This window comes from Bradyrhizobium sp. SBR1B (genome assembly GCF_014198205.1).
In the GTDB taxonomy this organism is placed as follows: Bacteria; Pseudomonadota; Alphaproteobacteria; order Rhizobiales; family Xanthobacteraceae; genus Bradyrhizobium.
The window spans coordinates 74704-101007 of the sequence record NZ_JACIHC010000021.1 but is presented as its reverse complement, the minus strand read 5'-3'; the positions used below and the strand labels follow the sequence as shown (position 1 = coordinate 101007).

Below are 26304 nucleotides of genomic sequence, written 5' to 3'. Positions count from 1 at the left end.
ATGCTCGTCAGGTTCCTGATGCTGGCACTCGTTGTGTCCGTCGCAGCAGCTTTTGCAATGCCCGAGATCCCGCAGCAACGAGCTCTATCCTCTGCTCTCCTCGCAACCGCGGCGCTGGCAACCGCAATCTTCGCCTCATCCTCCGTAATCGCGAGTCTGGTACGGCGGTCGGGACTCGTTCTCATCCTCATTCTCGCTGTACCGGCGATCTACATGGCCTTCCAGCTCGCGCCAGTTCCTATCCACGGGCTCGGCAATCCGATTTGGGAAACCGCATCGGCCGCCTTGAATGCCCCCCTCGCCGAACGGCTCACGGTGGACGTCCGTGCAACTGTGCAGGCATTCTTGCAGTACAGCATTGCCGTCGCCCTCGCGCTCATCACGGCTGTCGTCGCGCTGGACAGACAGCGTGCGTGGCAACTCCTCTGCATGCTGGTCTCAATCTCGACGATCGTCAGTGCGTACCTGCTGTTGCGGCAGACGATCGGAGCGGACGGTTTTTCGCGCGGCGATGCTCCTGTCCTCGCCGCGACCGGCGCAGTCCCGGCAGTGCTGGGGCTGGTGCTGTCCGCAGCGATGATAACCCGTGCGTTCGAGGACCACCGCCGCCGTGTCAAGCAACGCCCATTTCGAGTGGCGACGACTCTGTGGTTCGCACTCCTCGCAACCCTTCTCTGTCTGTCGGCAACCCTCGCCAGCGGAGACGGGATGGGAACGGCCACAGCGGCATTGCTCGGAGTGGGAATCGTGCTCGCCGCGTTCGCGATCCGGAACTGGTTCTCTGGGCTATGGGGTATCGCGAGCGTCCTGGCCACGGCTACAGTGTTGTTTCTGGCGGCCTTCACCCTCATGCCAATAAGGCCTAATGCCGATCTGACAGTCGCCCTGTCCGAGCACGCCCCGGGGGCGACTGAGCGGATGTTGCAGGATGCCGGCCATGCCGGCTCCGGCGCGGGAACCTACGCGGCATTGCTACCGATCCATCGCGATATTGCGGCGCCGTTGTCACGAGAGCGCCCGACGGCTGCCGCGGCCATCGCAATCGAGATGGGCCGCCCCTTTCTGTACGGCGTGTTGATCGTTGCGGTGGTTGGCGCCGGGGCCTTGCTCAGATGCTCCCTGCGGCGAAGGCATGACTACGTCTACGCGGCCATTGGCGCCGGCGCTGCGACTTCATTGGTTGTGCTGGCCTTGGTCGAAGACGGCATTCTCGAGTTCGGCGCATCGCTGTTGGCTGCTGCGCTGTTTGGACTTGCGGTCGCCCAAAGCCAGCGTGATACAGGCGCCGTGACCGAGCAGTCGCGGTCGACGCGGCCCGTCGTTGGACTGGATAGTCCGGGCCCGGCATGCGCGCCAATACGCTCATATGGGATTGGTAATGCATCGATGCGTATTGGATTGGGCTCCATCGCAGTCGCGCTGATCGCCCAAACGGTCTGGCTGCTCGCTCAGCCGTCGTATCCCGGCGGTTTGCCGGTTGAAGCGCTCGCTGCCAATGATGCCTCACGCCAAGCACTTCTGAGAGTGCTGCCGCAGAACTCACTGCGCAGTGATGGCGATTTGCGGTCTGGGAGACCCGCTCCCGCCCCGCAGCCCGCGGCCAATGGAGCAGCAGCCTCAAGACCGGAGTTCGGAGTCCATCCTGCCGCGCCGACTGTACTGGCGCAGGCACTGCGGTCCTCGCCATTACGAGGGGATCTTTGGCTCATGCTTGCGGCCCTGTCGAGGGAACAAAAATCGGTCGAATACGACGTCGCGGCCTTGCTGAAACTCTCGTACTACACAGCTCCAAACGATTTGGCACTGCTTCCGCTACGACTGACTGCCGCTCTCGGCGAGGCTTCGGTCGTCAGCGATCCCGAATTGCGTGAACTGGTGCAGCGCGACGCCAAGATTGCCTTTGCTAGGCAGCCCGCTCTTCGACCCGCTCTCATTGCTGCCTATCAATCGGCGTCGGCGGAGGGGAAGGCCCTTGTGGACAATCTGATTTCGGAATGGGATTCAGCAGCTCTTCAAAGCATGCGCAAGGAAGTCCCGATCCCTGGGCCTAAAACGGATCTACCTTTGCCGAACCGGACATGGGGTCGAGGGGCGGCGCGGTAGTTCCAAACCTGTTCCGCTTCGATGGGCAGTTCTTCGAGCACGCGTCATATCCCGAAGAGCGGCATTTGGTAACATTTAAATTAAGATATTTTGCTTGATATATTCAATATTAATAATAAATTAAATGCTAATTCCGAGTGCGCCACCATGAACTTCGTGAACCGGCACCTTCCCGATCGAAACGATACGGCTCGTGTCAGCCTCGAGCCGTCGGTGTCCCCCAGGCATAAATGGCCGCTCCGTTATGACTGGATCGAACATGTTGCACTCTGTGCCGATATCGCGACGATTTTGTTGGCGAGCGTCGTCTCCACATTACTGTACCGGCTCCAAAACGGGCAAGCTGAGGGACACCATGGCAACGCATTTGGCTTAGCGCTGGTCAGCGCAGCTTGCGTTGCATCCGTGCTGAAGGCTCAAGGTCTTTATCGCCCGATTGAGCTCCTCGTCCTCAAAAACCAGGTTCGGGCCGTCTGCGTGACGTGGGCGTCATTGCTGCTCTTGATTTGGGCCGCCGACGGCTTTGCAATTCGTCCGGGCGTATCTCAGGAAGCAGGCCCGCTCTTCGCCATCCTTGGCTTAGGGTTGCTTGTAGCCGAGCGTTGGGCTGTCAAATCGCTGCTGATAAGAGGCCTGAGCGAAAGAAGATTTGCCAGCACGAATATCGTTCTAATCACGGACCAGCCGCTTTCGAAGAATGCCGGCCTACCGCAAACCTTGGCTATGCATGGATATTGCATCAAGGGGCGGTTCAGCCTGCCGCCCATTGGGTTCGGTCCCGCCGGTCGCAAGCGCCTCACGTCTCGCGTAATCGACCACATTCGCAACGCCCGGCTCGACCAGGTGGTGGTCGAAGCCAGCCCGGAGCGATGGCCCGAGCTTCGGGCATTTGTTGCCGAGTTGCGGGTATTGCCGTTTCCGGTCATATTCGTGCCGGTCGGCACAACAGCCGAATTGCTTCGACATCCTACGCGCAGCCTTGGTAGTGCCGTTTGCGTAGAATTGCAGCGCGGTCCCCTTACCCCGTTCGAGTGCGCAACCAAGCGAATCATTGATATTCTTGGCGCAGGGCTCGCCTTGGCGATATCCGCACCGCTGCTTGCGCTTGCCGCAATCGCAATCAAGCTGGATTCTCCCGGCCCCGTGTTCTTCCGACAACAACGCTGTGGTTTTAATGGTCGGACATTCTTGATCCGCAAGTTTCGGACCATGCACGTGCTCGAGGACGGCAGCGTGATAGTTCAGGCCACCCCGGCCGACCAACGCATCACCCGCGTGGGCAGATGGCTGCGTCGAACTAGTTTCGATGAACTGCCGCAACTGCTGAATGTGCTCGAGGGCAGCATGTCGCTGGTGGGTCCGCGCCCCCACGCCTTGGCCCACGACGGACAGTTTGACAAGCTCGTGCGAAACTACGCGTTTCGCCGCAGGGTCAGGCCAGGATTGACCGGATGGGCCCAGATCCACGGGTGCCGCGGTGCAACACCCACAGCGTCCATGATCGAAGCACGTGTACAGTACGATCTCTGGTACATCGACAATTGGAGTCTTCGGCTGGATCTCGCAATCGTGTTGCAAACTCCGATGGAGGTCTTGCGGGGCCGCAACGCCTACTAGGGTTGATCCCCGCCCAAAGCCCCAGACTCCGCAACCCCGCTGGCGCAGCGAGGTTTCACGCCCGCTGCCGGAGCTTCGGAGCTGCCCCTATGCGAAACTCTTCGATCCGACGGCCGGATTTCATGGCAGCAACCAACCACCGCGGCCGCTTGCCACGCCCTGACCAGGTTTCGGAAGTCTGGGGGTTACGATATTTCGGCAGCACGCGCGGATATTTGCGCCTCTGCTTGCCGGTCGGCGAGACGCCCGGCCCACCTGCTTCGGCCAAAACAGCCATCCCCCCGCCGAGAACCGCCAGGCGTTTCTCGAGTTCCTGCTTCTCGGCCTTAATCCGATCCGACAAAATGCCGCTAATTTCCTCATGAAGCGACCATAGATCGTCGAGAGACATCGCTTCTAGTTCGAGCTTCTTGGTCGACATGCTAGCATCCTGTAGTTGCGCCCATTTAATATTGTCCCGGCCGGGTAATCAAGAACCAAGTGGTCAGCTTATTCAAAAATATGTGGAACCGAACGGCAGGTTCGTGCTCCACATAACTGCGCCGCCGGTTCTGATCAAGACAAAAAAATGAACTTATCCGCTGAATTTAATAGCGGCCGAAGTAACATTACGCGCCTTGCGTGCACCGGCGTCTCGACTCAAGTGAAGAATGACACGTTGGGTCGGGCGTGGGATCGACCTCCCATGCCGCGCCCTCGAAAAACATATCCGGCACGCGGGCCGCGCTGCTTCGTTCTTACTGAAATGCGACCATGGACCCGCGGCATCCGGGATGCTGAGGGACTGCAATACGCCTGAGGGCGAGCCGTCGCAGCTGGATTTGTGGCTTCAAAGCCTGGCTATCAGTCTATTCAGCCGCGCGAGCGATGAACCGGCTGATCGCCTCCTGAAGGCGCCCAGAGGGCAATCGATAACATCCGACCCTTTTCTTCGGAGGCATTAAAAATAACGAAAATAATCCTCGCAATAAATATTAAATAATATATTATTTATTTATCGTCACGCTAATTTGAAAAACCAGCATTGGATCTATCCCCAGATTTGGCGCTCGGAAACGATACTCGGCGTGGAGATGACAAGATAGTCGGGGCGTGGGTCGAACGGTGACCAGAATCGTATGCGCAGGCAAGATCTCGAAACCATGGATTTTGAGGAACTTTGGCTCCTCCACGAGGAGCTAACAAAGATTCTTGCTGAAAAGATCACGGCCGAAAAGCGGGAGTTGGAGAAGCGCTTGGCGCAACTCAATCAACCGGAACAGGTCGGTGAGCCCGAGAGCGGGGCGGCAGAGATGGGCCTAGGCCAGCCTCCCCGCCGCAAATACCCAAAGGTCGTACCGAAATACTTCAACCCTCTCAAGCCGACAGAGACTTGGTCTGGACGTGGCAAACAGCCGCGCTGGCTGGTCGCCGCACTACAATCAGGGCACACATTGGAGGAGTTCAGGATTCACGAGAACGGTGAAGCCTCCGACCAGAATGCTGGTGGTCAGGGGCATTGATTGCCCTGCCACTGCAAATCCCGCATGCGCGAAATCGTTTGATCCACGGAAGCTGGCAGCCGCTCGGAACGCGGCCAATGGAAAGCGTTCGCTTCGGAGCTGCCGCCTTTACGGAGAAGCTTGTGATTTTAGGCCTTCCCTGCGCGCACCGCGACGGCCGCCTTCAACAGAAACTGCAGGGTTCCCATCCTCGGCAGGGACCACAATCCACGCCGGCGCGCAGTGGGTTGGATGGTGTCATTCGCCATCTTCCGGTAGTTTCCGAGATCCAGCATCATCATTGCGAGGAAGGGCACGCGTGTGGCCGGAAATCGTGCTTGCATCAACTGTCGCATGAACTGCAGACGGGGAATCAGCCGAGAGCGCAACTCTTGCGGAATCTCGACGCCAAGCAACTCAGCAAGAGCGAACAGCTGGGTTTCAACCGCGTTCTTCATCAATTCGCCTGACACAAGAGAGGCAAGCTCTTTCCAATCCAGGCCCTCAGCAGAATTGCTCATATCGCGCAATTCAACAAGGTGCCGCAGATCGAGATCGCCCAGCCAATAACCGTAGTCTTGAAATTGATCATGGATGATCAACATGAGCGCCCGGTAGGTGGGCGCGGGGATATACACGCGTCCGCGCCCCAGCGGCGCCGGCACACAATGGTTCAGCGGGTGCCCGAAGCTCTGGTAGAGGTACGCAGGACCTGGAGCTGCCCGCTGCAGGTCGATGGTCCCGACATCCTGCGAGCGATTTAGCTCGACATGCCATCTAGGGCTTTCAGGAGGGGTCTCATAGTCTACATTGTAGCCAATTACGCATAGGGCGGAGACCGCCAATCTGGCGTCGTCCGGCATAACCATAATATCCAGGTCAGACATTAGCCGAACGCCTCGTCGCTCCTCGGGCGCGGTCACCAAGGTCGATGCCCCCTTGAGCATGATCGGCGTAATTCCCAGGTCGTTCATCGCAATGACGGCTTCTTCGAGTTGAGCGACGAGCCGATTGTTCCGCAGCACGTTCCGGCGGTGGATCTGGCGAATATATCCGCAGACGTCCTCCGAAAGGATCGGTGCAAATTTGTCGACAAAATCGATGAGCGCCGGCGTCGTCAGTGTCTGATTTGCGAGCGCGATTACGGACGTCCACTCGACATCGACAGGTGGCATGCCTCGCAGGCAATTGCAGAGGCTCGTCAGCGCCGCGCTATGCCTTGCCATTGCATAGATCCATAAGCACGCGCCGAGCCTCCACGGCCTCGCAATAGGTGAGTTGAAGCGAGCGCGCGCCCGCGATGATCCGCTTCAAGGCGAAAAAGCCGGCCTGCGAAAGTCTTCCGTCAGCAGCAAACGCGTTATCGATGAGCCGCTTCATCGAATCCAGTCGATCTATCGCGGTTAGTTCGGCCGGACCGCTCGCGACACGGTTCAAGAAGATAATCCAGCTTGCGGAAAAGCTCTGACGGTACGCATCCGCAATGGGTACGTATCGCACCAGAACGCCGTCGGAGCGGCAATGCGTCGCATCGTACCGGCCGCCATGTAGTCGCGAGAGCAAATCCCACGATCCCTCCTTGAGGGTGAGTGCAAACGGGATGCCGCAGATCGCTCCGTCCGCGCCAACCAGCGCAACGTCATCGCCGGCGTACCGAAGTCCGGCATCCACCAGCTGCAACGAGAGGGTAGACTTTCCAGCTCCCGGTTGGCCGCACAACAACAGGCCCATACCGTCCTTCACAAGAGAAGCGGCATGAAGGGAGAAGGTCCAGCGATCGCTTCGAATAAGCCGCTCGGTGATGTGAGCTTTGATCGTTGGGGCCAGAGCCTCGACTTGACATCTGGAGATGCTGGAATCCTCTCCGCGCAAGATCACTTGCTCGTCCAGCATCATTGCCTCGATCGCAATGTCGTCATCGCCGCCGGCGCTCTGGTCTGAAACACAAAACAGCGAACACAGCCGCCCCAACAGGTCCCGATTTGCAGCTCGGACCCCTATCCGGTGCCGGCCCAGTACCGCTGAGAAGGCACAATCGGTCCGCATTTGCCAGTCGACCTCGAGCAACGCTCGATCGATCCAGGCATCTACGACCTGTCGCGTGAACTGGCGCGCCGTGTGCTCGTCAACGCCTAGCGTCCCAAGCCCCTTACAGGCGTCTTCCAGAGAGGCGCCTTGCGCCAGCTTACACCAGATGAATGCCCCTATTCGGTCCAGTTCAAAGATCTTCTGCCCTGCTCCGCTGAAGAGCACTGATCGACCGTCCAGCAGCGCGAACACTGCGTCCGAAGCCGGTCTCAACCCCATCTCTGCCGACGATCTTTCCAGCACGGCTCCAACCAATGTGAAGACATCTGCCCCGTCCTGCACCGACGAAGCGACGACAGCGCCTGGGATGCTATCGTCGCGGCCTCGGCAGCCCACGAAGTTCAATCCGAACCGTCCGCGGCGCAGCAATTCCCGTCTGCCGGGCACAAGTGACCCAATCGGTCTTGTTTCGAAGCGACAATCCGGTCCGTCATGCCACAGCTGGCCGCCCTACCCCCTCCCTCCGGAGAAATGTTCAACACCTGCTCTCAAAGAAAGTGCGCTCGCGCTCAACCGATGAGCATCCAGGAGGTACCGATAGGCCTCGCGATCGGCACTGCGTTCTCGCAGAATGCGCTCCTTCTCGCCAATGCCTATCAAATCCGCGCGCATCTGGGCCAACTGCGGCGCATCGGGGGCGAAATCGTACTCGCTAAGAGTTAAATCCCACATTGTCTCCTCCAGCCGAACGAAACCTGGACGAGCTTAGCTTACGTGATCGGCAGCAATTAACAATGATATTTACAGCAGTACCATATAATCAAAATTTATTTCATATTTGAACCGAACCTAACCACCCGTTACCAAAGCTAATTGGCGGCGCGCACCGAACTGATGGCAGGTAGTGAGGGATGGGCCGAGCGTGCGAAGGGCCCGACCTTTTCAATGACGACACCCCGCCGCGACAGCCCACAAAATAAATCGGCCGAGAGTCGCAAACCGGACCGACAACACGAATTTAATTGCGCATTAAATGCGAAAAGATAATGTTAACGAGTTGCGCGAGGGGGAGTGAGACCAGTGATCCGGTTGGCCGATCTGTCCGTCAAGAGGAAGATATTCAGCAGAATATTTGGCACGAAGCCGCAGGGATTTGGACATGCCAATTGTGAGGGGCCTCCCAGAAGCCTTCGGTTGAAGCCGAAAGCCTCATTTCATAGGCCTGCCGGCTAAGCCGGCGGTATCCCGAGAATTCGCCAAGCAGGAATCCGGTCGGTTGGAGAAGCGTCGTCACGAGCAAGCTGCCCTTTGCTCGACAACGACCCCAGGTGCGATGCCCCCCCAAGTAACCCGCACCGACGAGAGCGCACTCCAGCCGACCGGCCCCTTTTTCAGCAGTATGTTTCTGGGAGGGTCACATGGGTATGGTCATGGTCGAGTGTCCGCAAACGGGTCGCGCGATTCCTACCGGCATCAAATCCGATCGCGAGACTTTCCTGCGGAGCATCGTGTTTTTCGGCAATACTCTTTGCCCAATCTGTGAGGCCAATCACAACTGGTTCGCCCGCGAGGCCTGGGTCGAAGAATCAATCGCCCGGACGGTGGATATCCTTCGTGCGGCTCCTTCGCGCTGATGTAATGCCAAGGCCATTTCAAAGCGCGCGTCCAAACTCCCTTTTCCGATGCAAGCATTTTGATGCAATGCACTAGAGTGCTCGAAAATATTTCTGCGTATCGTCGTAAAGCGAACGGACGACTCCGGGATCCATTGCTTAGAAATTATTGTCACGTCGTCACAAATTCGATCTTCCCGTCACGGATTCGGCAAGGCCTGTTGGGGTGTTATAGTGAGTACTGGGGTTTGCAGCCTGGCTGTTCTGCATCATACAGCGATCGAGCTCGTTAACCTGCTCGCTCAATTGAAGCGGCTCCGGGAGAGAGTACGAAGGGCGGAAGCACGGCGCTCGGGAGACAGACGAACATCGGCGTCGCGTGCGCGAAAGCCACGAGCAACGAGATATCGCACGCGAACGATTCCCAAGTTAGTGCATTTCTGATCACCATGCTGGCTGAATCAAAGACCAGCATGGATGCGCAACGCCTATTCGCCGCAAGCGTGCCGTGTCCTCTCTAGCCCGCCTTCGACAGGCGCCAATTGCCTTCGATGGATCCTTTGGGGTCTACCGGTGCCCACATCGCGCCCACGAGAGCGAGGCCATACGGCCACTTGCACAGCGGCATACATCGCAGGCTTGAACCCCGATTCCGGCTCTCGTCACGACCAAAGCCGCATCACAACAGACAGCGCCGAACGTATTCGTGCGAGTCTGATCCAGCTCTTCCCGTTTCCTCGCTTCGTACTTCCGGCTTCGTTGGACGAGACGCGTCGATGACTTCGGAACCGCTAGCTGTGAAGTGGCTCACATTGCGCAAGACAATATACGTGTATCCGTCGTGCTGGGTGGACGTGGCAGACGGAGATGCGCATGAAACGCCTCATGCTCTCGCTCATTGCAGCCTTGCTTCTCGCCGGAGCGGCCAGCAGCATGCTCAGATCGCACGCACTGTTCGATCAGAACGGCATGCCATCCATCCAAGAACTGCAGACAGGTCAGGCGAACAAGCTCCCTGAACAGGAGATGCAAGACCGTTCGATCTTGTTTGCGAAAGAACCGGCGCAATAGAGCGAACCACCCGCTTTCGCGGCTGTCCGTCTTACTCTGCCGCCTCGGTTGCGGGTCGTGACTGTCCGTCGTCGGGCCCCGCTCGTGCCGTCTCCTGGTCGAACCAGAGGCTATGGTGCTCGCGCGCCCAGTTGACGTCGACCTCGCCTGAGCCCATCGCCTCGAACGCACCTTCCATTCCGATCGTGCCAATATAGATGTGCCCGATCATCGCCGCGACAAACAGTACGGCCACAATGGAGTGGACGATCTGGGCCATCTGCATGGCCTCGATCCCGGTCATATAGAACGGGAACATGAGCGCGTACCCGGTGATTGCAACCAAGCCGCCGCCGATCACGACGATCCAGTAGATCATCTTCTGGCCGGCATTGAAGCGATAGGCCGGCGGATGATCGTGACCGATCAGGCCGCCGCCGCGCCTCGCCCAATCGACATCCACCTTGTTCGGGATATTGCCGCCGATCCACATCAGGAAGATCAGGACGACGCCGATGGTGAAGGGGAAGCTCAGATAGTTGTGGGCGTACTTGGCCCATTGCGACCATTCGGAGAAAGCTTCGAAGCCGATCAGCGGCAGCAGCAATGGCCGGCCGAACGTGATGTTCAGCCCGGAAATGGCCAGGACAATGAAGCAACTCGCGGTCATCCAGTGCACGAAGCGTTCAAACATGTTGAAGCGCACGATGGTGCGGCCCGACCGTCCGGCTTCGAGACGTACCATCCCGACGGAGAGATAGAAGATCACGATGATCGCGATCATGCCAAGGATGGCAACGCCCCCGACCCAGCGCAATGTCACGTTGCGGAACTCACGCCATTCCCGCCCCTGCGGCTGCTCGAGAACGCCCGACCGCTGATCGGGAATGCTGACGCGCCCCTGGATCCGGTTGAGCTCCTGCAAAAGCTGCTGCTCCTTGACCGCACTCGCGGTTGGATTGACCTGCTGAGCAGTTGCGGGCGCCGCCATGACCAAGAGGAGCAGCGCGCACGCGCCGAAAGCCAGGCGAATGATCCTTTCAATTGACGCCATCACGTCCTCCCGGTGTTGTGCGCCCTTCGGTTGTCCATTTCAGGACTCGATCGTCTCGCGATACGCGGTCTTCCAGCCCCACGCGCCCGAGCCGTAGCCGCGCTTCAAGACGCGCTCCTTGTAGATCTGGGCGATGATCTCGCCGTCGCCCGCAAGCAACGACTTGGTCGAGCACATTTCGGCACACAGCGGCAGCTTGCCCTCGGCGAGGCGGTTCGCGCCGTACTTCTCGTATTCCTCCTTGCTTCCGTCGGCCTCCGGGCCGCCGGCGCAGTAGGTGCATTTGTCCATCTTGCCGCGCGAGCCGAAGTTTCCGACCTTCGGATATTGCGGCGCGCCGAACGGACAAGCGTAGAAGCAATACCCGCAGCCGATGCAGAGATCCTTGGAATGCAGCACCACGCCATCGGCGGTGGTGTAGAAGCAGTTCACCGGGCACACCGCCGCGCAGGGCGCGTCGGTGCAATGCATGCAGGCCATCGAGATCGAGCGCTCGCCCGGCTTGCCGTCATTGATGGTGACCACGCGGCGCCGGTTGATGCCCCAGGGCACCTCATGCTCGTTCTTGCAAGCGGTGACGCAGGCATTGCATTCGATGCAACGGTCGGCGTCGCAGAGGAATTTCATACGTGCCATCGTCGTTGCTCCTTATGCCGCCGCGATCTGGCAAAGCGTGACCTTGGGCTCCTGCATGCCGGTCGCGGGATCGTATCCGTAGGTGGTGATGGTGTTCGCGCTTTCGCCAAGAACGATCGGATCGGTCCCTTTCGGGTAGGCGCTGCGAAGATCCTTGCCTCCCAGCCAGCCTCCGAAATGGAAAGGCATCCAGGCGACGCCCTTGCCGACGCGCTCAGTGACGAGCGCCTTCATCCTCGCCCTGGAATTGTTCTCGGCGCCCGTGACCCAGACCCAGCCGCCATCCTTGACACCGCGATCGGCAGCATCGGCCGGATTGATCTCGATGAACATGTCCTGCTGCAGTTCGGCAAGCCACGGATTGGTCCGCGTCTCCTCGCCACCGCCCTCATACTCGACCAGACGGCCCGAGGAGAGGATGAGCGGGAACTGCTTGGCAATCCCCTTTTCCACGGCAGCCTTCTGCACCGAGAAGCCGATATTGGGCATGCGGAACTGCTTGGCATCGGGCAGCGTCGGATATTTCTCGACGAGGTCGACGCGTGGCGTGTAGATCGGCTCGCGATGGACCGGAATCGGATCAGGCAGGCCGAATGCGTTCATGCGAGCCTTGCCATTGCCATAAGGCACGCAGCCGTGCTTGAGCGCGACCCGCTGGATGCCCCCTGAGAGATCGAGCGACCACGACACCGAATCCGGATTGGTCGGATTGACCTTCATGATCGTGGCCATCTCCGTTTCGGTGAGATCGGTGTCCCAGCCGAGCTTCTTCAGGCTCGCCAGCGTGAATTCGGGATAGCCGTCCTGGATCTCGGAATCCTTGGAATAGGATTTGTCGGCCAGCATGCTGACCTTGCGCGTGGTTCCGTCCGGCAGCTTCTCCTCGCGCTCGATACCGAAGCGTGGTCGGAACGTGCCGCCGCCGTCCATCACCGCGAGATTGGTGTTGTAGAGCAGCGGCGTGCCGGGATGCCTGACTTCCGGCGAGCCCCAGCACGGCCACGGCAGGCCGTAATAATCGCCGCCGACTTCGGGATCGTCCTTCGGCGCGCGCATCGTCAGCATGTCGAACTTTGCCTGGTTCTTCATGTGCGCCTTGAGCCGCTCCGGCGACTGGCCGCAATAGCCGGTCGACCAGCTGCCGCGGTTCATCTCGCGCAGCACGTCTTCTGCTTCAGGCAGGTTGTTCTCGACCTTGATCTTCTTGAACATCTGGTCGGCGAAGCCGAGCTTCTTGGCCATGAGATAGATGACCTCGAGATCATCCTTGGATTCGAAGATCGGCTTCACGATCTGCTCGCCCCATTGCAGCGAGCGGTTCGAGGCGACGCGAGATCCCTTGCACTCGAATTGCGTGGCGACCGGAAGAATGTAGATGCCGTCCTTGCGGCCAGCCTCCACCGCCAGCGACGCCCAGGTCGTGGGATGCGGGTCGGCAATGACAAGCAGGTCCAGCGCCTTCAGGCCCTTGAGAGACTCCGGAATGCGGGTGATGCTGTTGCTGGCGTGTCCCTGAACGAACACGGCCCGCACGTTGTCCTTCTGAGCGACTTGATCTTTCGGCAGCGTCACCGCCTCGAACCAGCGGGTCAGCGGAATGCCAGGAGTTTCCATGATCTGCTTGGAATCAAAGCGCGACTTCAGGAACTCGTAGTCGACTTCCCAGACCCGCGACCAGTGCTTCCAGGCGCCTTCTGCAAGGCCGTAGTAGAACGGCAGCGTCACGATATCGAGCCCGACATCGGTCGCGCCCTGCACGTTATCGTGGCCGCGGAAGATGTTGGCGCCCATGCCCGGTCCGCCGACATTGCCGGTCATGAGCAGCAGGATGCAGCTCGCCCGCACATTGGCGGTGCCGACGGTCTTCTGGGTCTGGCCCATGGCCCAGATCAGCGTCGACGGCTTCTCGGTGGCGAACATCTTAGCCACCCGCTTGAGCTGTTCGCCGGGAATGCCGGTGACGCGCTCGACCTCTTGCGGATTCCATTTCTCCACTTCCTTGCGGAGATCGTCGAAGCCGTAGACGCGCTGCTTGATGAATTCCTTGTCCTCCCAGCCGTTCTGGAGGATGTGCCACATGATGCCATAGAGCACGGGAATGTCGGTACCCGGACGCATCCGCACGTATTCCGTCGCGTGCGCGGCGGTGCGCGTCATGCGCGGGTCGATGACGATGAAGTTGGCCTTTTGCAGCTCCTTGCCCTCGAGCAAATGCTGCAACGAAACCGGATGCGCCTCGGCCGGATTGCCACCCATGATCATCTGGGTCTTGGCATTGCGAATATCGTTGTAGCTGTTCGTCATCGCACCGTAGCCCCAGGTGTTGGCGACGCCGGTGACGGTGGTGGAATGGCAGATGCGTGCCTGATGATCGGTGTTGTTGGTGCCCCAGAACGCCCCGAGCTTGCGGAACAGATACGAGCCTTCATTGGTCATCTTGGCCGAGCCGAGCCAATAGACGGAATCCGGCCCCGATTTTTCGCGAACCTCGAAGATCTTGTCGCCGATCTCGTTGATCGCGGTGTCCCAGGAGACGCGCGTCCATTGCCCATTCACGAGCTTCATCGGATAGCGCAGACGCCGCTCGCTGTGCACCAGCTCGCGCACCGAAGCGCCCTTCGCGCAATGAGATCCGCGATTGATGGGGGACTCCCAGCTCGGCTCCTGGCCAATCCAAACCCCGTTCAATACCTCCGCGGTCACGGTGCATCCGACCGAGCAATGCGTGCAGATGCTCTTCTTGACGGCGGCGCCGGCGGTCAGCGGACCCGCCACGGCCGCTTCCGCCTTGCGCACGCCTGAAACCGGCAGGGTGCCGAGGGCTGCGAGCGCGCCACCCGCAAGACCGGACCGGCGCAGGAAGGTACGGCGATCGAGACCGGTGGTCTGGCTTGCAAGGGTGTTCGCGACAGAACGGCGGCGATTGGAATTCTGGTGGGTTCGCTTGATAAGCACGGGCGGCCTCCCTCTCAAGTCGGGTAGCGATTGACGCGGTAATAGGCCTTCACGTGGTCGGATTCCTTGTAGCGCGCCTTGCTCTTCTCATCGTTGTTCTCGCTGTCCGCTTGCGCGGAGCCGACCAGCGGCGTCGCGAGCGTCGCGCCCGCGCCGACCGTACCGATGCCGACCTTGCGCAAGAAATCGCGGCGTCCGACCTTGGCTTTGGTTTCTTCACTCATCGCATCTCTCCCGGACCGACGCGCGTCGATCAGTTGGCGAATGTGAATGCTTCCGTCTCGATCCCGATGAAGGTGCGACCGAGCGCGCCGACCGCCCGATAGAAACGGGCGTTCCCGGCACTCTCGATGTCGGCGAACAGCCGCGCCATCCAGGGCGACACATGTTTTTCGAAGAAGGCGCGCTGGGCATCGGGCGAGACGCCGAAGCATCCGTCGGCAAGGCCCGACATGATCTCGCACAGGATGGCGGCGGAATCCTCAGGTTCGGAGTTGTTGGCAACCCGCTCGATGCCGAGCCCCGCCAGGTCCGCACGCAGGCGCGACAATGGCCGTTCGTTGAGGAAGCCAGTGAGGTAATAGGAGGCGTAGGGCAGCAATTCGCCGCGGCCGAGCCCGACGAACAGGTCGAAATATTCGCGCTCGACTTTCGCCGCGACAGCGCTTGAGGCCGCCTCAGCCAGCGCAACATGCGCGCGCCCGAGCGGCGTCGCCTCGCCCGTCAACATGGAAAGCTGGCCGAGCAATCGTCGCGACGGCGGCGCAGACAGCAGCATTGCCAGCAGCGCGTATTCCTGCGCCCGCGCAGCATCGACGGGATCGACGAGCTCTGAGGAAACGGCTTGTTCGCTGTAGAGGTCGGGCCGCAGGTCGTTGCGAGGAACGCCGGTGGCGGTTTCGACCGCAATCACCCGTTGTGCGGGCACGCGCGTCCAGTTCGAGACGGACGGCTGGCTGATGCCGATTTTGCGCGCAAGCTGGGCGATGCCGCCCGCGGCATCGATCGCACGATCAAGCCCGTCATCACGCACGTGGACCTCCCATCCAAGAGTCCCGTCTGCTTGATTTTTGCTTTTCTAACAAAGCACTAGGAAGAAGCGTAATCCCGGTTCCACGAACCGTCAATCGCCCGCCCATAGCCCAAGCCTATAGTCTTTGGTCGTGCTGCTCAGTGCGGCAGTGCACCACCGTGCGTACGCGGCCTGACGGGCTCGGCAAAATCCGCAGGTCTGTCCGCCACCGTCAGTTGCGCTGCAGCAGGGATCGCTGGGCATTCCGCCTCGATCGGGGGCTCGACGACGTCGGATACGGCTGTCGAATCGGCTTGATGCAAATGCGCTGAAGAATCCGCAGTTTCAATCGACGCCTCGGGGAGGGATCGGACTGCCTCACGCACCCCGCCGACGATGCGATCGACGAGTGCGGCCAGTTCCTCCGAAGAGCAATCGAGCGGCCCAAAACCCGGCATCGCGGTCGGATCGTTGAAGTCCCACGCATTCTCCGCGAGCCCGATGAAGTCGCGAATGGCGGGATCGGCCGCCCAGGCGCGGCGAAGGGCCGCACGGCTCAACTCCTGCGGAATACCCTTGCGCAGGAACGCGGTGACGTCGGTCGCAGCGTTGATCTCGTCGATCGACGGCAGCATCGAGAGATCGACCTCGCTCTCGTTGTCCTTGGCCTCGGGCGGCGGCGCGGGCTGCGCCTCGGCAGGCTTCGCCGGTTCCGCCTGCGACTCATGCTTGCGGCGTGACCAACGTGCAAGGAACTCCTCGTCGCTCATTCCTGTCCGCCTTCATGTTCGCGGCGCGCCAACGCCTCCGGGTCGGCGCGGCGCCGCTCGCGTTTGACGAATTCCCGCTCGACATGGTGCTCGGCCACGAACCTTTCAATGACTTCGCGCAGCACCTCCGGCATCGGCACGGCCTCGACGAGATTGTCGGCGGCTTCGGTAAACCCCTCGCCCTCCGCGGGATCGGCGGTAACCGCGGCGATGGCATAGGGCCAGGCGCCTTCCGAGGGCGACAGCACAATCCAGATGCTCGGACTGCCGGAGGCGAGATTGTCGCGATAGCGCGCCGTCTCGGACGGATAAAGATCCACGGTCGCGCTTCCGGCATAGAACAGCGTCGTGCCGTCCTGCTCGCGAAGCACGGTCCAGGGTCTCGTGGCGGGCTCGTCCGGCAGGATGGCGACGCCACGCCAGATGAAATCGACCCAAGGAGAGTCGGCCTTGCGCCGCTCCACCACGACACCGACCGGAATCGACAGCAATGGCAGCGCCGCGGGGCTCATGTCACCATCTCCAGACGTTTGACCGGCAAGCCTGTCAGCAGATTCTGGGGCTTCATGCGCAGTTTTTGATCCGCCGACATCGACAGGATCAGGTAGACCGGCTCGTCCTCGACATCGTCGAGCGCGAGCGCTGAATCGACAAAGGTGAGGCGGAACAGCGCGAGCACACGGTCGGCGCTGGGCCCGTCGAGCTCCTCGCCGTGCCAGAGACGATCGCCGAGCCTTGTGGCATCGGCATCGAGCCCGACATACCAGGTGAGCTTTGCGTCCTGCAGTGCGCGCAGCGGTTCGATCGTGACGTCCAGACCGAGCAGATGAGAGAGCCAGCGCCTCATCACCTGCGCCAGGGCAGTCGGCCCCATACCGTCGGCCGTGAGGTCGAAGGCCATGTCGAACTGGTCGCTGCGCTGCCAATAGGCAGCAACATTCTCCGCGTTCAAGACATCGACCACCGCATCGGTCGTGGCGCCCAGCATCGACATCAGCGAGAGCACCGGAGTTGGGCTAATTCCGCCGACGATCTCCTCGTCGCCGAGCAGCAGGGCCTGCTCATGCGGCAGAATCCGCTGGGCCCGGAAGAACAGTTCAGCCGCGCGCAGCACGAACGGATCGTCGCAACCGTCGAGCGCATTGCGCAGGATGACGTGCACGAGCTGATTGACGAACAGCGGCGGCAGATCGTTCGCGCCTGCGCGCACCGTCGCAAGATAAGCGGCTTCGAGCGTCGGATGCCGCAACAGGAGATCGCGAAAGGCCAGCACGAACTGCCAGTTCTCCCGGGCGTCGGGGTCGGCAATACCGGCGATTTCGCCGGCGCTGACCGGTTGGCGCGGATCGGAGAGCAACTCCCGGTGCAGCCGGCGTTCGACCTGACACGCATCATCCGGCGGCATCAGCTCGGGACGGGCAAAATAGGCCTTGAGGAATTCGTCGGTAACGCGGAGCCCACCGCCCTCGTCGCGATCGAGCAGATGATGGCCGCAGGCAATCCAGAAATCGTTCATCTGGCGGTTGGCCTCCGGCCCAGATCCACAAGCTTGAGATTGCCGTCAGGCTCGATGTCGTCCTCCATTTCCATGAACGAGAACGCCTTGCCGTGCCCCTGCCCTTCGCGCAGTTGCAGTCGGCGGAAGGACTCGCGAACCTCGCCGTCGCTTACGGCCCGGTGCACCGCAACAAGGGAGCTGATCGGATGGCTGCAGAGCGACTGCGAAAACGCTACCTCCTCCTCTGCGGCGCTCTTCGCGGCCGCCATATCCGGCGCGCCGAAACGATCGACCAGTTGCCCGGCAAGGAGATCGACCAGGCTGCGGTAATCGTCCTCGGTGGCCGGAACGATCTGCGCCAGCGTCGACCAGCCCCAGGATTGCACCCCGAGGAAACCGCCGCGAAAAGCCGCGCGCGCCTTTCCCTCGAGCTTCGCAGCATCGCGATCCCAAAAGCGGAAAACGCCGGAGACAGCCCATTCGCCCGGCTCCGCCGCCACATCAAACACGAATGTGTCGGAGGGATCGAGCGCGATGGTGCGCAGGAGTTTCACAGCCGCGGCCCTCCGATTGCCGGATCGAGCCAGGATGGGGTCGCGAGCGCCTGCACGAGGTCGCCACGTTCGATCGCGCTCGCCCCAATCCGGCGCGTCAGCAGACTGCCGCGATCGTCGATGCGCTGAATGGTCTGCCGTTCACGGGGCATGCGGGACAGATATTCGCGCGCGACGCCGTCAAAACCGTCCGCCTGCCAGCCATCGAATGCCAGCATCAGGTGCCGGGCAAAGCTCTCTGTGATCTGCGCCGCGCCGGCCTCACCAAAGCCTTCCAGGTCGAGCGCCGAGGCGAGCGGATGAACACCAGGCTCGTCGTCATTCATGGCAATCGTCCGGATCATCGCGCCGAACACCAGCCACGGCGACGGCTCCTCCTCAACGGCCGCGAGAGGCCACCCCATGCGGCCGCCGCCGACCAGACCTCCGTCGATCCAGACGGCGTCCGGCCAGCCGATCGCGATCGACTTGCTCGGCGGCGCGTAGGCGCGCAGGGCATCGGTGAGCGCGACCATGCCGGCGTAGAACGCGCGTCGCGCGCTGCGCAGCGGCTCAGCCGGCTCGAGCACCACGGCGAACTCCGCCAGGTCAAAGCGCCCAACGTAGACGAGCGTGCCGGCGCCACTCTCCGGTGCAATGCGGCATGCTTGGGCAAAAGCGTCGCCACTCTCGCGCAACCGCACCAATGTGAACGGCGGCGGCAGATGGATCGGTTCCGCCACGGAAACGTGGCTGACAGGGGTCGACGTCAGGCCGTCCTCCGCTTTCCTTTTCTTCCCGATGAATAATGTCTATACGAGGCGAAGGGTCGGCGCGAGTCCGTCGTCGGCGCCCGAATGGCGGAGGGGTCAACCTGGAACAGCCATCGAAGACCGTCCTGATCTGCTCGTGCGAAGACACGATGCGTCTTGACGTGGCCACGATCCGGCGAGGATGCCCCAACAGCGAGATCAGAGGCTTTCGCCATCTCTGCGGGCCCGAGCTCGATCATTTCCGCACGGCAGCCGCGGAGACTGGCCCGCTGACGGTCGCCTGCACGCAGCAGGCCGCGCAGTTTTCGCACGAGGCGGGCGAACGAGCCAAGGCGATCAGCTTTGTCAATATCCGCGAGACGGCCGGCTGGTCACACGAAGGGGCGCGCACCGGGGCGAAAATGGCCGCCCTGTTGGCGGCCGCCTCTATCCCGGCGCCCGACTATCCGCTGGTCACCCTGTCGAGCGACGGCGTGATCCTGATCTATGGGCGCGACGAAGCCGCGATCGAGGCCGGCCGGCTGCTTGCGGATCACCTCGACGTCACGGTCATGCTGAAGCAGATCAGTGACACCGTGCCGCAGGCGGCAACGGTCTTCCCGATAGTGAGGGGCACCATCAGCGCCGCAAAAGGACACTTTGGCGCCTTCGAGCTTGCGATCGACGATTATGCCAGGCCCCGCCCCTCCTCGCGCGATCGCTACGTGCTTGACGCTCCCCGAAACGGAGTGACGTCGCACTGCGATATCGTGCTGGACCTTTCGGGCGGAATGCCACTCTTTCCCGCACATGACCTGCGCGACGGGTATCTCCGCGCCGACCCGAACGATCCCGCCGCGGTGCTGCGCGCCGTGCTCGCCGCACGCGACCTCGTCGGCAGCTTCGACAAGCCGAAATATGTCGACGTTACGCCCGGTCTTTGCGCCCATTCGCGCTCGAAGCGCACGGGGTGCCATCGCTGCCTCGATCTCTGCCCGACCGGCGCAATCACGCCCGCTGGCGGTCATGTCGCTGTTGACCCGAACATCTGCGCGGGCTGTGGGCAATGCGCCGCCGCCTGCCCGACCGGCGCTGCATCTTACACGTTGCCGCCTGCCGATACGCAGCTTCAACGAATTCGCGCCATGCTGCTCGCCTACCACGAAGCCGGCGGCGCCAACGCGGTGCTGCTGTTCCATGACGGCCCGCACGGCACACCGCTGATCGATGCTCTGGCACGACATGGCGACGGTCTTCCGGCGAACGTGCTTCCCTTTGTCGTCAACGAACTCACGCAGGTCGGGCTGGAAGCGATCGTCGGAGCATTCGCTTATGGCGTAACAGCCGTGCGCTTCCTGCTGCGCGCAAAGCCGCGCCACGATGTGACCGGACTATCGCAGACGATCGGCATTGCCGATGCGATCCTTGGCGGTCTCGGATTTGAGGGCCAGCGCGTCGCCACGATCGAGACCGACGACCCTGACGCGCTCGGCGGCCATCTGACTGGCATCGGCACGCTTGCGGCGGTCGCAACACCGGCGACCTTCAAGACCGTCGGCAAGCGGCGCGACCTCCTGCGCTTCGGCCTCAGCGAGCTGCATCGCCTTGCGCCAAAGCCGGTGGACGTGATTGCGCTGCCGCAGGGCGCACCAGTCGGCGCGATCAGCGTCGACACGGGCGGCTGCACGCTGTGTCTCTCGTGTGTCTCCGCCTGCCCGACCGGCGCGCTGCGCGACGACCCCGAGCGGCCCGTGCTGAAATTCATCGAGGATGCCTGCGTGCAGTGCGGCCTGTGCCAGACCACCTGTCCGGAAAAGGTCATCACGCTCAAGCCGCAGATCGATTTCCGCGCCGCCCGCGCACCCGCCGCGGTCATCAAGGAAGAGGAGCCCGCGCTCTGTGTCCGCTGCGGCACGGCCTTTGGCGTCAAAAGCGCGATCGACCGGATCGCCGCCAAGCTCGAGGGGCGGCACTGGATGTATCCCGCCGGCGACAAACGGATCGAGGCACTCAGGATGTGCGCCGACTGCCGCGTCATCGTCATGAGCGAGCAGCAGTTCAATCCGTTCAAGGGCGTTCCCGAACGCACGCCACCGCGAACCACGGACGACTACCTACGTCAGCGCGAGGGCAAGGACTAGACAAGACCACCAGACATCTACGCAGGGGCAGGAAACCAGGGGGAGCATCACCATGTCTCGTTTGATCACAGCTCTGTCGACGTGCTTGATCTCCATCGCTTTCGCCGGCGCGGCGGCCGAGGCTGCCGCTCCTCCACTGACCAAGGCACAAAAGGTTGCCGTGAAACAGGCGATCGCCGCCTGCAAAGCCGAGGCCAAGGGCAAGAAGATCGCATGGCTGTCGCGTCGCAAATACGTCAATCACTGCGTCGCGGAAGCGCTCAAAGAGCACCCCAGCATCGACGTCATTCAGATCCTCAAGCAACATCCGGAGATGAGGGATCTTCCGATGGACAATTGGGATTCGATCTGAGAGGCAGCTATCGCGATGTCACGCGGCCAAGGAAATCGGTGAGCGCGCGGCGATCCTCGGGCGAGCCAATGCGCTGCTCCGGCATCTTGGTACCGGGGGTGTAGGCGTTCGGTCCAACCTCGAACAGCTTTGCAACCGTCTCCGGGGTCCAGACGATGTCCATCGTCTTCAGGGCATCGGAGAAGCGGTAGCCCGGCAGCGATGCGATCTTACGGCCAAACAATCCGGCAAGGGTCGGGCCTGCGCGCTGGACCTCCTTGTCCGACAGCGTGTGACAGGCAACACACGCCCGGAATACGTCGGCGCCATGATCGCCGGCATAGGCAGCAAGCGGATCGGCCGGTGAGCCCATCAGACTCGAGCCGACGGGATCACCAGTGCGTGCATTCCACCGCCTGATCTTGCCGTCCGCGCCCCCCGTCATCAGCGTCTCGCGATCCGGAAGAAAGGCAACCGACCACACCGGCAGCCCAGGCCCGACCAGCGTGCGTAGCAGGCTGCGCGACTTGCGATCGATGATCGCCACTGTGCCTCCGATGCTGGCCGCGGCAATCAGCTTGCCGTCGGCCGACATCGCCAAGGCCACCACTGGTGTTGGGCCGGCCGATACCTCGCCGCTGACCTTGCCGTCCATGGTCAGCATCCGCAGCATGCCGTCGACCCCGCCTGTGACGATTTCACCGTCCGGCGCCACGGCCACCACGTTGAGCGGAGCCGGCAACGTCACGACTTCAGGCTGGCCGTCCGACAACCGCCAGATGCGCAACGTAAGGTCATAGCCGGCGCTGACGAGCGACCTCCCGTCCGACGTGAAGGCGACACCGTTGACGTTCTGCGAATGCCCTTCGAGCACGCGCGACACGCCGTCCGACAGCGACCAGAGCCGCACCGTCCGATCCCATGAAGCCGACGCGAGCAGCGCGCCGTCGGGAGAGACCGCGAGTGCGACGATTGGACCGACGTGTCCCTCGAACACCCGGTCCGGCTGCCGCCTGCCCGCCATCCAGACCGCAATTCGTGCATCGGCACCCGCCGTGACCATGCGGCCGTCGCTCAGAAAGGCGACGGCATTGACTGCATCAGCATGATACCGCAGCACCTCCTCCGCTGTCTCCGCCTTTAGCGACCACCGAATGGCGGCTGAGTCGAAGCTGCCGGACAAGAGTCCGTTCCCATCGGGGGAAATAGCAAGAGCCCGCACGGGGCCGCCGTGTCCCGCCATGTCGGCGTGCACGGATGATACGGCAAAGATGGCCCACAAGGCTGCGGCGCCGCCCGCGCAGAAAGGTAGTTTCATTGACCCTCGCCGCGTCACGTTCACGCTCTCAGATTGCCAGAACAGCGGACGGAGGAGAATATCCTAACCGATCTACTTGGCTGGTGCCGTCGTGCTCTTGGACGATCCGTGAGGCGCGGCCTGCATTCCAGGCGGACTCTGACCTTGGGGACTCTCGGCGGGCGCGCCACCCGAACCTGTATTGATTGGGCCCGTCCAGCCTTGCGGCTGTGGTTGACCCTTCTCCTCGGGAGGGCTTGGTGGCGCAGATGAGTTGGTTTGCGCGGGTTGGGCGGAGGCGCTCTGGAAGAAGCAGAGTGCTGCGAAGCACAAGATCGTTGTTGGCAATTTCACGTCGGATCCTCCGGTGCGTGTACTCAACCGGGCAACACGGCCTTCCGTTCCGGAGCGTGCATTGCAATAACCTGACTTCCCGCCTCCTCCGCTTGAACGCCGGTGGTCCGAAGACTAGTCTCTTGCTGGTCACGTCAAGGACGACTGACATGCAGGGGCCAACGCGGCCATTTCTGCGGATGATGGCGCGGCTACGCGCTCTGCGCGCGCTTGATGGGCCGGAAGATCCTATTTCTTGGGAAGCCTCGCCCTTCCTGATCCTCGTTGCCATCGTGCTTGCGCTTCTTCTTGCGATATTGGAAGTCGACCTGAATAGCGCGGCGCTTCGGTCCGTAGGCTTGTTGGGCGATGGATTTTCCATCGATCCCATCTTGAAGAGCCCATAAGATCGCCTGTGCCTTGGTGCGATCAACGAGTTTGCTCGCGGCACGCCGTGTTGTATAAACACCTCGACGTTCGATCGAAGGAGGCTGCGGATGAAGGCTTTTCTTCTTGGCTGCGTCGCGGCCACGGTGATCGCGATTGCGGGAGTGGTGGTCTTGAATCGGGTCCAGGAGCCCGTCGCCCAAGCGTTTGCTACGACCGGGGTGCGTCTCTGAGACACTCAAATCTCGCAGAGCGTTAGGCCCCGTCGGCCGGTGCCATTCTCCACGCTTCTGCGTGCGAAAGACCCCAGGATCGTCTCGGCTTTCGAGACCGTCGGGGCATCCTCAATCGGCAAGACGGCACGCGAGGAGTTCGAGAGCATCGAGCAACACTCGTGCACAGGCCTTGGTGGTTGCGGTGCAAGGTATACTGCAAACGCCGAAGACCATCGCAGCGTTCGGCGTCAGCCTTTCTCGACCAGCCCTACCCGTTTTGCCCTTTCGGTGCACACGAAAGCTGAGTGCACATGCGTAGTGGCCTTCACTCAATTGGCATCAGGAACTGGCGCGGCCGAGTCCGCTGCAAGAGACATGATGTGGCTGAGACTTTTCGACGGGGCAAGGGCGGCGAAGGATGATGGAGCGCGAAGCCGGCAAGTCCTCGCCAGTGCTTCGCGTGGAACCTGGCGAAGGCAGTCTAACCCCGAGGTGGTGCGATATTTTTGAACCACTATTGCATGATACTCATAATATAAAAGACTATGTCGGCTTCGACCGCAGTTCCGATGGGAGGATAAAAATGCGCAGCACTGGAGCACACAATTTTCCGGCAATTGATCGCGTGATCTATGGCAGACCGGCGGCTGAGGCCATCAACGAAGAAGCGGAACGACTAAAGGCAACGCGCGTCTTCCTTATCGTCAGCCGCACCTTGAACACCAAGACCGACGAGATTGAGAAAATCCAGCATACGCTCGGCGACAAGCATGCCGCAACCTTCGACGGAATCGCGCAGCACACCACGCGCAAGCAAGCCGCCGAAGTTGCCCTCCACGCCAAGGAAGCCCACGCTGATCTCGTCGTGGCCGTCGGCGGCGGTTCTGCCGTTGACCTCGCCAAGATCGTCATCATGGCGATGGAGCACGATATCCGCGATGAAGCGGGCTTCGATCCGTTCCCCATGGGACCGGGCGTGAGCCATTCCCCGTTCCGCGCGCCTGCAGTCCGACAGATCGCCGTGCCATCAACGCTGAATGGCGGCGAATACAATGCCGCGGCGCTTGTCACCGATGAGCGCAACAAGCTGAAGCAAATATTCTTTCACCCCCACATGATGCCGGTGGCAGTCATCCTCGACCCTGCCCTCACACTTCATACGCCTTCGAATCTCTGGATGGGATCGGGCACTCGCTCCATGGATCACGGCATCGAAGCATTGTGCTCGCCAGCCGGCACTCCCCTTGCTGACGAAGTGGTTCTGGCGGGTATCCGCAAGCTGCGCGAGGGAATGCTCCGGACCCTGCAGCAACCTGACGATTTCGAGGCGCGCCGCTTGTGTCAATACGGCTCATGGCTTGCGTCCTTTGGACTGCAGGCACGCGTTCCCATGGGCGCAAGTCACGGCATCGGCCACGTGCTTGGCGGGACTTTCGGGGTACCCCACTACTATTGCACGCCCGTCATCATGCCGAGCCTTCTTCGCTATAACAAGCCGTTCACCGATGACGCGCAGAAGCGTTTGGCGGCAGCTTTGGGTGCTCCCGGTGGGGACGCGGCAGACGCCTTTGCGGAGTTCGTCAGGCAACTTGGACTACCGGGCCGCCTCGCCGAGGTCGGCATCGGCGAAGACAAGTTCGGCAAGATCAGCGAAATCGCGATCAACCATCGCTTCGTCAAAGCCAATCCGCGCCCCTTCAACGACCAAGCCGAAATCGTCGATCTGCTGCGAATGGCCGCATAGCTGCCAAGGCTGCCGCCGATGGTGGAGGCACGGCCTTTTTGCCTCCGCCATCGGCCTGCACCGCCCTGAAGCCAACGTCGGTTAAGACAGGTCTCAATTGTCGGCCGAATGCGCTCTCTCGCAGTCGCGCGCAACGGAATTGCCCAAAGCCTGCCGTCCGGCCTCCAGCAGGAGGTCGGACAAACGCTTGTCGTCGACCGCACGCGCCAGCACGACCGAACCGACCATGGTCGCAATTGCGCCGGCGGCCGCCTGTCTCACATCCGATGACGGCCTCGCCGAGGTCAACCGCGCGATGATATCGATCATCTTGCCGAGCCCCCTTTCAAGGGTGCGCCGCGCCTCCGGACCCGACCGCCCGATATCGGCCGCCAAGGCCGGCAGCGCGCAGCCCCGCCCCGGATCGTCACGGTGGCGGGGGCTCAGGTAAGACTCGACAAGTGCGTCGAATCCCTTCCCGGCGGGCAGCCCCTGCGTGAGACAGAGCCAATGCACGATCGTTCGATCCATGGCCAGGGCGAGCCCTTCGACGACCAACGCATCGCGCGATTTGAAATAGGCGTAGAAGCTGCCATGCGTCAGATTGGCGAGCTTCATCAGGTCGGCCACACTCAAGCCATCGGCCCCGGCCTGGCGCAGACCGCGGGAAGCGCTTTCGACGATGCGTCTGCGGGTATGCTGCCCATGGTCCTTTGCGTAACGCATCGCCTGCTCCGGGATGGCCCAAGATATTCGCTGATGACGGTCCCATCAC

24 protein-coding genes are annotated in these 26304 nt (G+C 61.5%); 8 read left to right on the top strand and 16 right to left on the bottom strand.

The window, feature by feature from the left end:
* Together GGD61_RS34510 and GGD61_RS34505 are read left to right on the top strand one after the other, a co-directional pair.
* A complete protein-coding gene (locus GGD61_RS34510; RefSeq protein WP_183231937.1) occupies nucleotides 1–2103 on the top strand; it encodes a hypothetical protein in 2103 nt (700 codons plus the stop codon).
* A gap of 147 nt (nucleotides 2104–2250) precedes the next feature.
* Nucleotides 2251–3720, top strand: coding sequence for an exopolysaccharide biosynthesis polyprenyl glycosylphosphotransferase (locus GGD61_RS34505; RefSeq protein ID WP_183231936.1), 1470 nt, complete (start codon nucleotides 2251–2253; stop codon nucleotides 3718–3720).
* Between the two features lie 55 nt (nucleotides 3721–3775).
* Here the strand turns inward: GGD61_RS34505 and GGD61_RS34500 are convergent, their stop codons facing one another.
* On the bottom strand, nucleotides 3776–4141 hold the full coding sequence (locus tag GGD61_RS34500; RefSeq protein ID WP_183231935.1) for an H-NS family nucleoid-associated regulatory protein: 366 nt from the start codon (nucleotides 4139–4141) through the stop codon (nucleotides 3776–3778).
* 697 nt (nucleotides 4142–4838) lie between these two features.
* On the opposite strand from GGD61_RS34500, the gene GGD61_RS34495 reads away from it, so the two are divergent.
* On the top strand, nucleotides 4839–5222 hold the full coding sequence (locus GGD61_RS34495; RefSeq protein ID WP_018316113.1) for an H-NS family nucleoid-associated regulatory protein: 384 nt from the start codon (nucleotides 4839–4841) through the stop codon (nucleotides 5220–5222).
* 128 nt (nucleotides 5223–5350) lie between these two features.
* Here the strand turns inward: GGD61_RS34495 and GGD61_RS34490 are convergent, their stop codons facing one another.
* Together GGD61_RS34490 and GGD61_RS34485 are read right to left on the bottom strand one after the other, a co-directional pair.
* A complete protein-coding gene (locus tag GGD61_RS34490) occupies nucleotides 5351–6427 on the bottom strand; it encodes a nucleotidyltransferase family protein (RefSeq protein ID WP_244550810.1) in 1077 nt (358 codons plus the stop codon).
* Nucleotides 6414–7625 carry a serine/threonine protein kinase gene (locus GGD61_RS34485; RefSeq protein ID WP_312012775.1) on the bottom strand — a complete coding sequence of 404 codons (1212 nt, stop codon included), beginning with the start codon at nucleotides 7623–7625 and terminating at the stop codon, nucleotides 6414–6416. The genes GGD61_RS34490 and GGD61_RS34485 overlap by 14 nt, the downstream gene beginning before the upstream one ends.
* Before the next feature lie 1022 nt (nucleotides 7626–8647).
* Between GGD61_RS34485 and GGD61_RS34480 the strand changes: the two genes are divergently transcribed.
* A complete protein-coding gene (locus GGD61_RS34480) occupies nucleotides 8648–8863 on the top strand; it encodes a hypothetical protein (RefSeq protein WP_049814761.1) in 216 nt (71 codons plus the stop codon).
* A gap of 852 nt (nucleotides 8864–9715) precedes the next feature.
* Nucleotides 9716–9913: a hypothetical protein gene (locus GGD61_RS34475; protein ID WP_143109136.1), complete on the top strand. Its 198-nt coding sequence runs from the start codon at nucleotides 9716–9718 to the stop codon at nucleotides 9911–9913.
* A gap of 31 nt (nucleotides 9914–9944) precedes the next feature.
* On the opposite strand, the gene GGD61_RS34470 is transcribed toward GGD61_RS34475, so the two are convergent.
* From GGD61_RS34470 to GGD61_RS34425, 10 genes are all read right to left on the bottom strand, one after another.
* Nucleotides 9945–10946, bottom strand: a complete 1002-nt coding sequence (locus tag GGD61_RS34470; RefSeq protein ID WP_018316107.1) for a formate dehydrogenase subunit gamma — start codon at nucleotides 10944–10946, stop codon at nucleotides 9945–9947.
* 39 nt (nucleotides 10947–10985) lie between these two features.
* Entirely contained in the window at nucleotides 10986–11582 is a 597-nt protein-coding gene (gene fdh3B / locus GGD61_RS34465; protein ID WP_018316106.1) for a formate dehydrogenase FDH3 subunit beta, read from the bottom strand.
* Nucleotides 11583–11594: 12 nt separating this feature from the next.
* Entirely contained in the window at nucleotides 11595–14537 is a 2943-nt protein-coding gene (locus tag GGD61_RS34460; RefSeq protein ID WP_092261932.1) for a formate dehydrogenase subunit alpha, read from the bottom strand.
* 14 nt (nucleotides 14538–14551) lie between these two features.
* Nucleotides 14552–14761 (bottom strand): twin-arginine translocation signal domain-containing protein, encoded by a 210-nt coding sequence (locus tag GGD61_RS34455; protein WP_092261931.1) that lies wholly within the window; start codon nucleotides 14759–14761, stop codon nucleotides 14552–14554.
* A 29-nt stretch (nucleotides 14762–14790) separates the two neighbouring features.
* Nucleotides 14791–15570 carry a molecular chaperone TorD family protein gene (locus tag GGD61_RS34450; RefSeq protein WP_092261930.1) on the bottom strand — a complete coding sequence of 260 codons (780 nt, stop codon included), beginning with the start codon at nucleotides 15568–15570 and terminating at the stop codon, nucleotides 14791–14793.
* 137 nt (nucleotides 15571–15707) lie between these two features.
* Nucleotides 15708–16319, bottom strand: a complete 612-nt coding sequence (locus GGD61_RS34445) for a DUF3306 domain-containing protein (protein ID WP_092261929.1) — start codon at nucleotides 16317–16319, stop codon at nucleotides 15708–15710.
* Nucleotides 16316–16831: a DUF3305 domain-containing protein gene (locus GGD61_RS34440; RefSeq protein ID WP_092261928.1), complete on the bottom strand. Its 516-nt coding sequence runs from the start codon at nucleotides 16829–16831 to the stop codon at nucleotides 16316–16318. The genes GGD61_RS34445 and GGD61_RS34440 overlap by 4 nt, the downstream gene beginning before the upstream one ends.
* Nucleotides 16828–17835 (bottom strand): DUF6352 family protein, encoded by a 1008-nt coding sequence (locus GGD61_RS34435; protein WP_092261927.1) that lies wholly within the window; start codon nucleotides 17833–17835, stop codon nucleotides 16828–16830. Before GGD61_RS34435 ends, GGD61_RS34440 begins: the two co-directional genes overlap by 4 nt.
* Nucleotides 17832–18371 carry a DUF6505 family protein gene (locus GGD61_RS34430; protein WP_092261926.1) on the bottom strand — a complete coding sequence of 180 codons (540 nt, stop codon included), beginning with the start codon at nucleotides 18369–18371 and terminating at the stop codon, nucleotides 17832–17834. Before GGD61_RS34430 ends, GGD61_RS34435 begins: the two co-directional genes overlap by 4 nt.
* On the bottom strand, nucleotides 18368–19093 hold the full coding sequence (locus tag GGD61_RS34425; protein ID WP_244550809.1) for a biotin/lipoate--protein ligase family protein: 726 nt from the start codon (nucleotides 19091–19093) through the stop codon (nucleotides 18368–18370). Before GGD61_RS34425 ends, GGD61_RS34430 begins: the two co-directional genes overlap by 4 nt.
* 179 nt (nucleotides 19094–19272) lie before the next feature.
* Between GGD61_RS34425 and GGD61_RS34420 the strand changes: the two genes are divergently transcribed.
* Together GGD61_RS34420 and GGD61_RS34415 are read left to right on the top strand one after the other, a co-directional pair.
* On the top strand, nucleotides 19273–21243 hold the full coding sequence (locus GGD61_RS34420) for a 4Fe-4S binding protein (RefSeq protein WP_092261924.1): 1971 nt from the start codon (nucleotides 19273–19275) through the stop codon (nucleotides 21241–21243).
* 52 nt (nucleotides 21244–21295) lie between these two features.
* Entirely contained in the window at nucleotides 21296–21595 is a 300-nt protein-coding gene (locus GGD61_RS34415; protein ID WP_038970411.1) for a hypothetical protein, read from the top strand.
* A 7-nt stretch (nucleotides 21596–21602) separates the two neighbouring features.
* Here the strand turns inward: GGD61_RS34415 and GGD61_RS34410 are convergent, their stop codons facing one another.
* Nucleotides 21603–22892, bottom strand: a complete 1290-nt coding sequence (locus GGD61_RS34410) for a c-type cytochrome (protein WP_177237461.1) — start codon at nucleotides 22890–22892, stop codon at nucleotides 21603–21605.
* Nucleotides 22893–23416: 524 nt separating this feature from the next.
* Entirely contained in the window at nucleotides 23417–23794 is a 378-nt protein-coding gene (locus GGD61_RS34405; protein ID WP_177237460.1) for a hypothetical protein, read from the bottom strand.
* Between the two features lie 595 nt (nucleotides 23795–24389).
* On the opposite strand from GGD61_RS34405, the gene GGD61_RS34395 reads away from it, so the two are divergent.
* Nucleotides 24390–25550 carry an iron-containing alcohol dehydrogenase gene (locus tag GGD61_RS34395; protein ID WP_092261921.1) on the top strand — a complete coding sequence of 387 codons (1161 nt, stop codon included), beginning with the start codon at nucleotides 24390–24392 and terminating at the stop codon, nucleotides 25548–25550.
* A gap of 93 nt (nucleotides 25551–25643) precedes the next feature.
* Here GGD61_RS34395 and GGD61_RS34390 read toward each other — a convergent pair whose 3' ends face one another.
* A complete protein-coding gene (locus GGD61_RS34390; RefSeq protein ID WP_092261920.1) occupies nucleotides 25644–26255 on the bottom strand; it encodes a TetR/AcrR family transcriptional regulator in 612 nt (203 codons plus the stop codon).
* Nucleotides 26256–26304: the final 49 nt, after the last annotated feature.

What these genes read in the sequence shown, in the direction of transcription:
- GGD61_RS34510 (WP_183231937.1), top strand. Translation starts at nt 1, where the DNA reads ATGCTCGTCAGGTTCCTGATGCTGGCACTCGTTGTGTCCGTCGCAGCA.
- GGD61_RS34505 (WP_183231936.1), top strand. Translation starts at nt 2,251, where the DNA reads ATGAACTTCGTGAACCGGCACCTTCCCGATCGAAACGATACGGCTCGT.
- GGD61_RS34500 (WP_183231935.1), bottom strand. Translation starts at nt 4,141, where the DNA reads ATGTCGACCAAGAAGCTCGAACTAGAAGCGATGTCTCTCGACGATCTA.
- GGD61_RS34495 (WP_018316113.1), top strand. Translation starts at nt 4,839, where the DNA reads ATGCGCAGGCAAGATCTCGAAACCATGGATTTTGAGGAACTTTGGCTC.
- GGD61_RS34490 (WP_244550810.1), bottom strand. Translation starts at nt 6,427, where the DNA reads ATGGCAAGGCATAGCGCGGCGCTGACGAGCCTCTGCAATTGCCTGCGA.
- GGD61_RS34480 (WP_049814761.1), top strand. Translation starts at nt 8,648, where the DNA reads ATGGGTATGGTCATGGTCGAGTGTCCGCAAACGGGTCGCGCGATTCCT.
- GGD61_RS34475 (WP_143109136.1), top strand. Translation starts at nt 9,716, where the DNA reads ATGAAACGCCTCATGCTCTCGCTCATTGCAGCCTTGCTTCTCGCCGGA.
- GGD61_RS34470 (WP_018316107.1), bottom strand. Translation starts at nt 10,946, where the DNA reads ATGGCGTCAATTGAAAGGATCATTCGCCTGGCTTTCGGCGCGTGCGCG.
- fdh3B (WP_018316106.1), bottom strand. Translation starts at nt 11,582, where the DNA reads ATGGCACGTATGAAATTCCTCTGCGACGCCGACCGTTGCATCGAATGC.
- GGD61_RS34455 (WP_092261931.1), bottom strand. Translation starts at nt 14,761, where the DNA reads ATGAGTGAAGAAACCAAAGCCAAGGTCGGACGCCGCGATTTCTTGCGC.
- GGD61_RS34445 (WP_092261929.1), bottom strand. Translation starts at nt 16,319, where the DNA reads ATGAGCGACGAGGAGTTCCTTGCACGTTGGTCACGCCGCAAGCATGAG.
- GGD61_RS34440 (WP_092261928.1), bottom strand. Translation starts at nt 16,831, where the DNA reads ATGAGCCCCGCGGCGCTGCCATTGCTGTCGATTCCGGTCGGTGTCGTG.
- GGD61_RS34435 (WP_092261927.1), bottom strand. Translation starts at nt 17,835, where the DNA reads ATGAACGATTTCTGGATTGCCTGCGGCCATCATCTGCTCGATCGCGAC.
- GGD61_RS34420 (WP_092261924.1), top strand. Translation starts at nt 19,273, where the DNA reads ATGCGTCTTGACGTGGCCACGATCCGGCGAGGATGCCCCAACAGCGAG.
- GGD61_RS34415 (WP_038970411.1), top strand. Translation starts at nt 21,296, where the DNA reads ATGTCTCGTTTGATCACAGCTCTGTCGACGTGCTTGATCTCCATCGCT.
- GGD61_RS34410 (WP_177237461.1), bottom strand. Translation starts at nt 22,892, where the DNA reads ATGAAACTACCTTTCTGCGCGGGCGGCGCCGCAGCCTTGTGGGCCATC.
- GGD61_RS34395 (WP_092261921.1), top strand. Translation starts at nt 24,390, where the DNA reads ATGCGCAGCACTGGAGCACACAATTTTCCGGCAATTGATCGCGTGATC.
- GGD61_RS34390 (WP_092261920.1), bottom strand. Translation starts at nt 26,255, where the DNA reads ATGCGTTACGCAAAGGACCATGGGCAGCATACCCGCAGACGCATCGTC.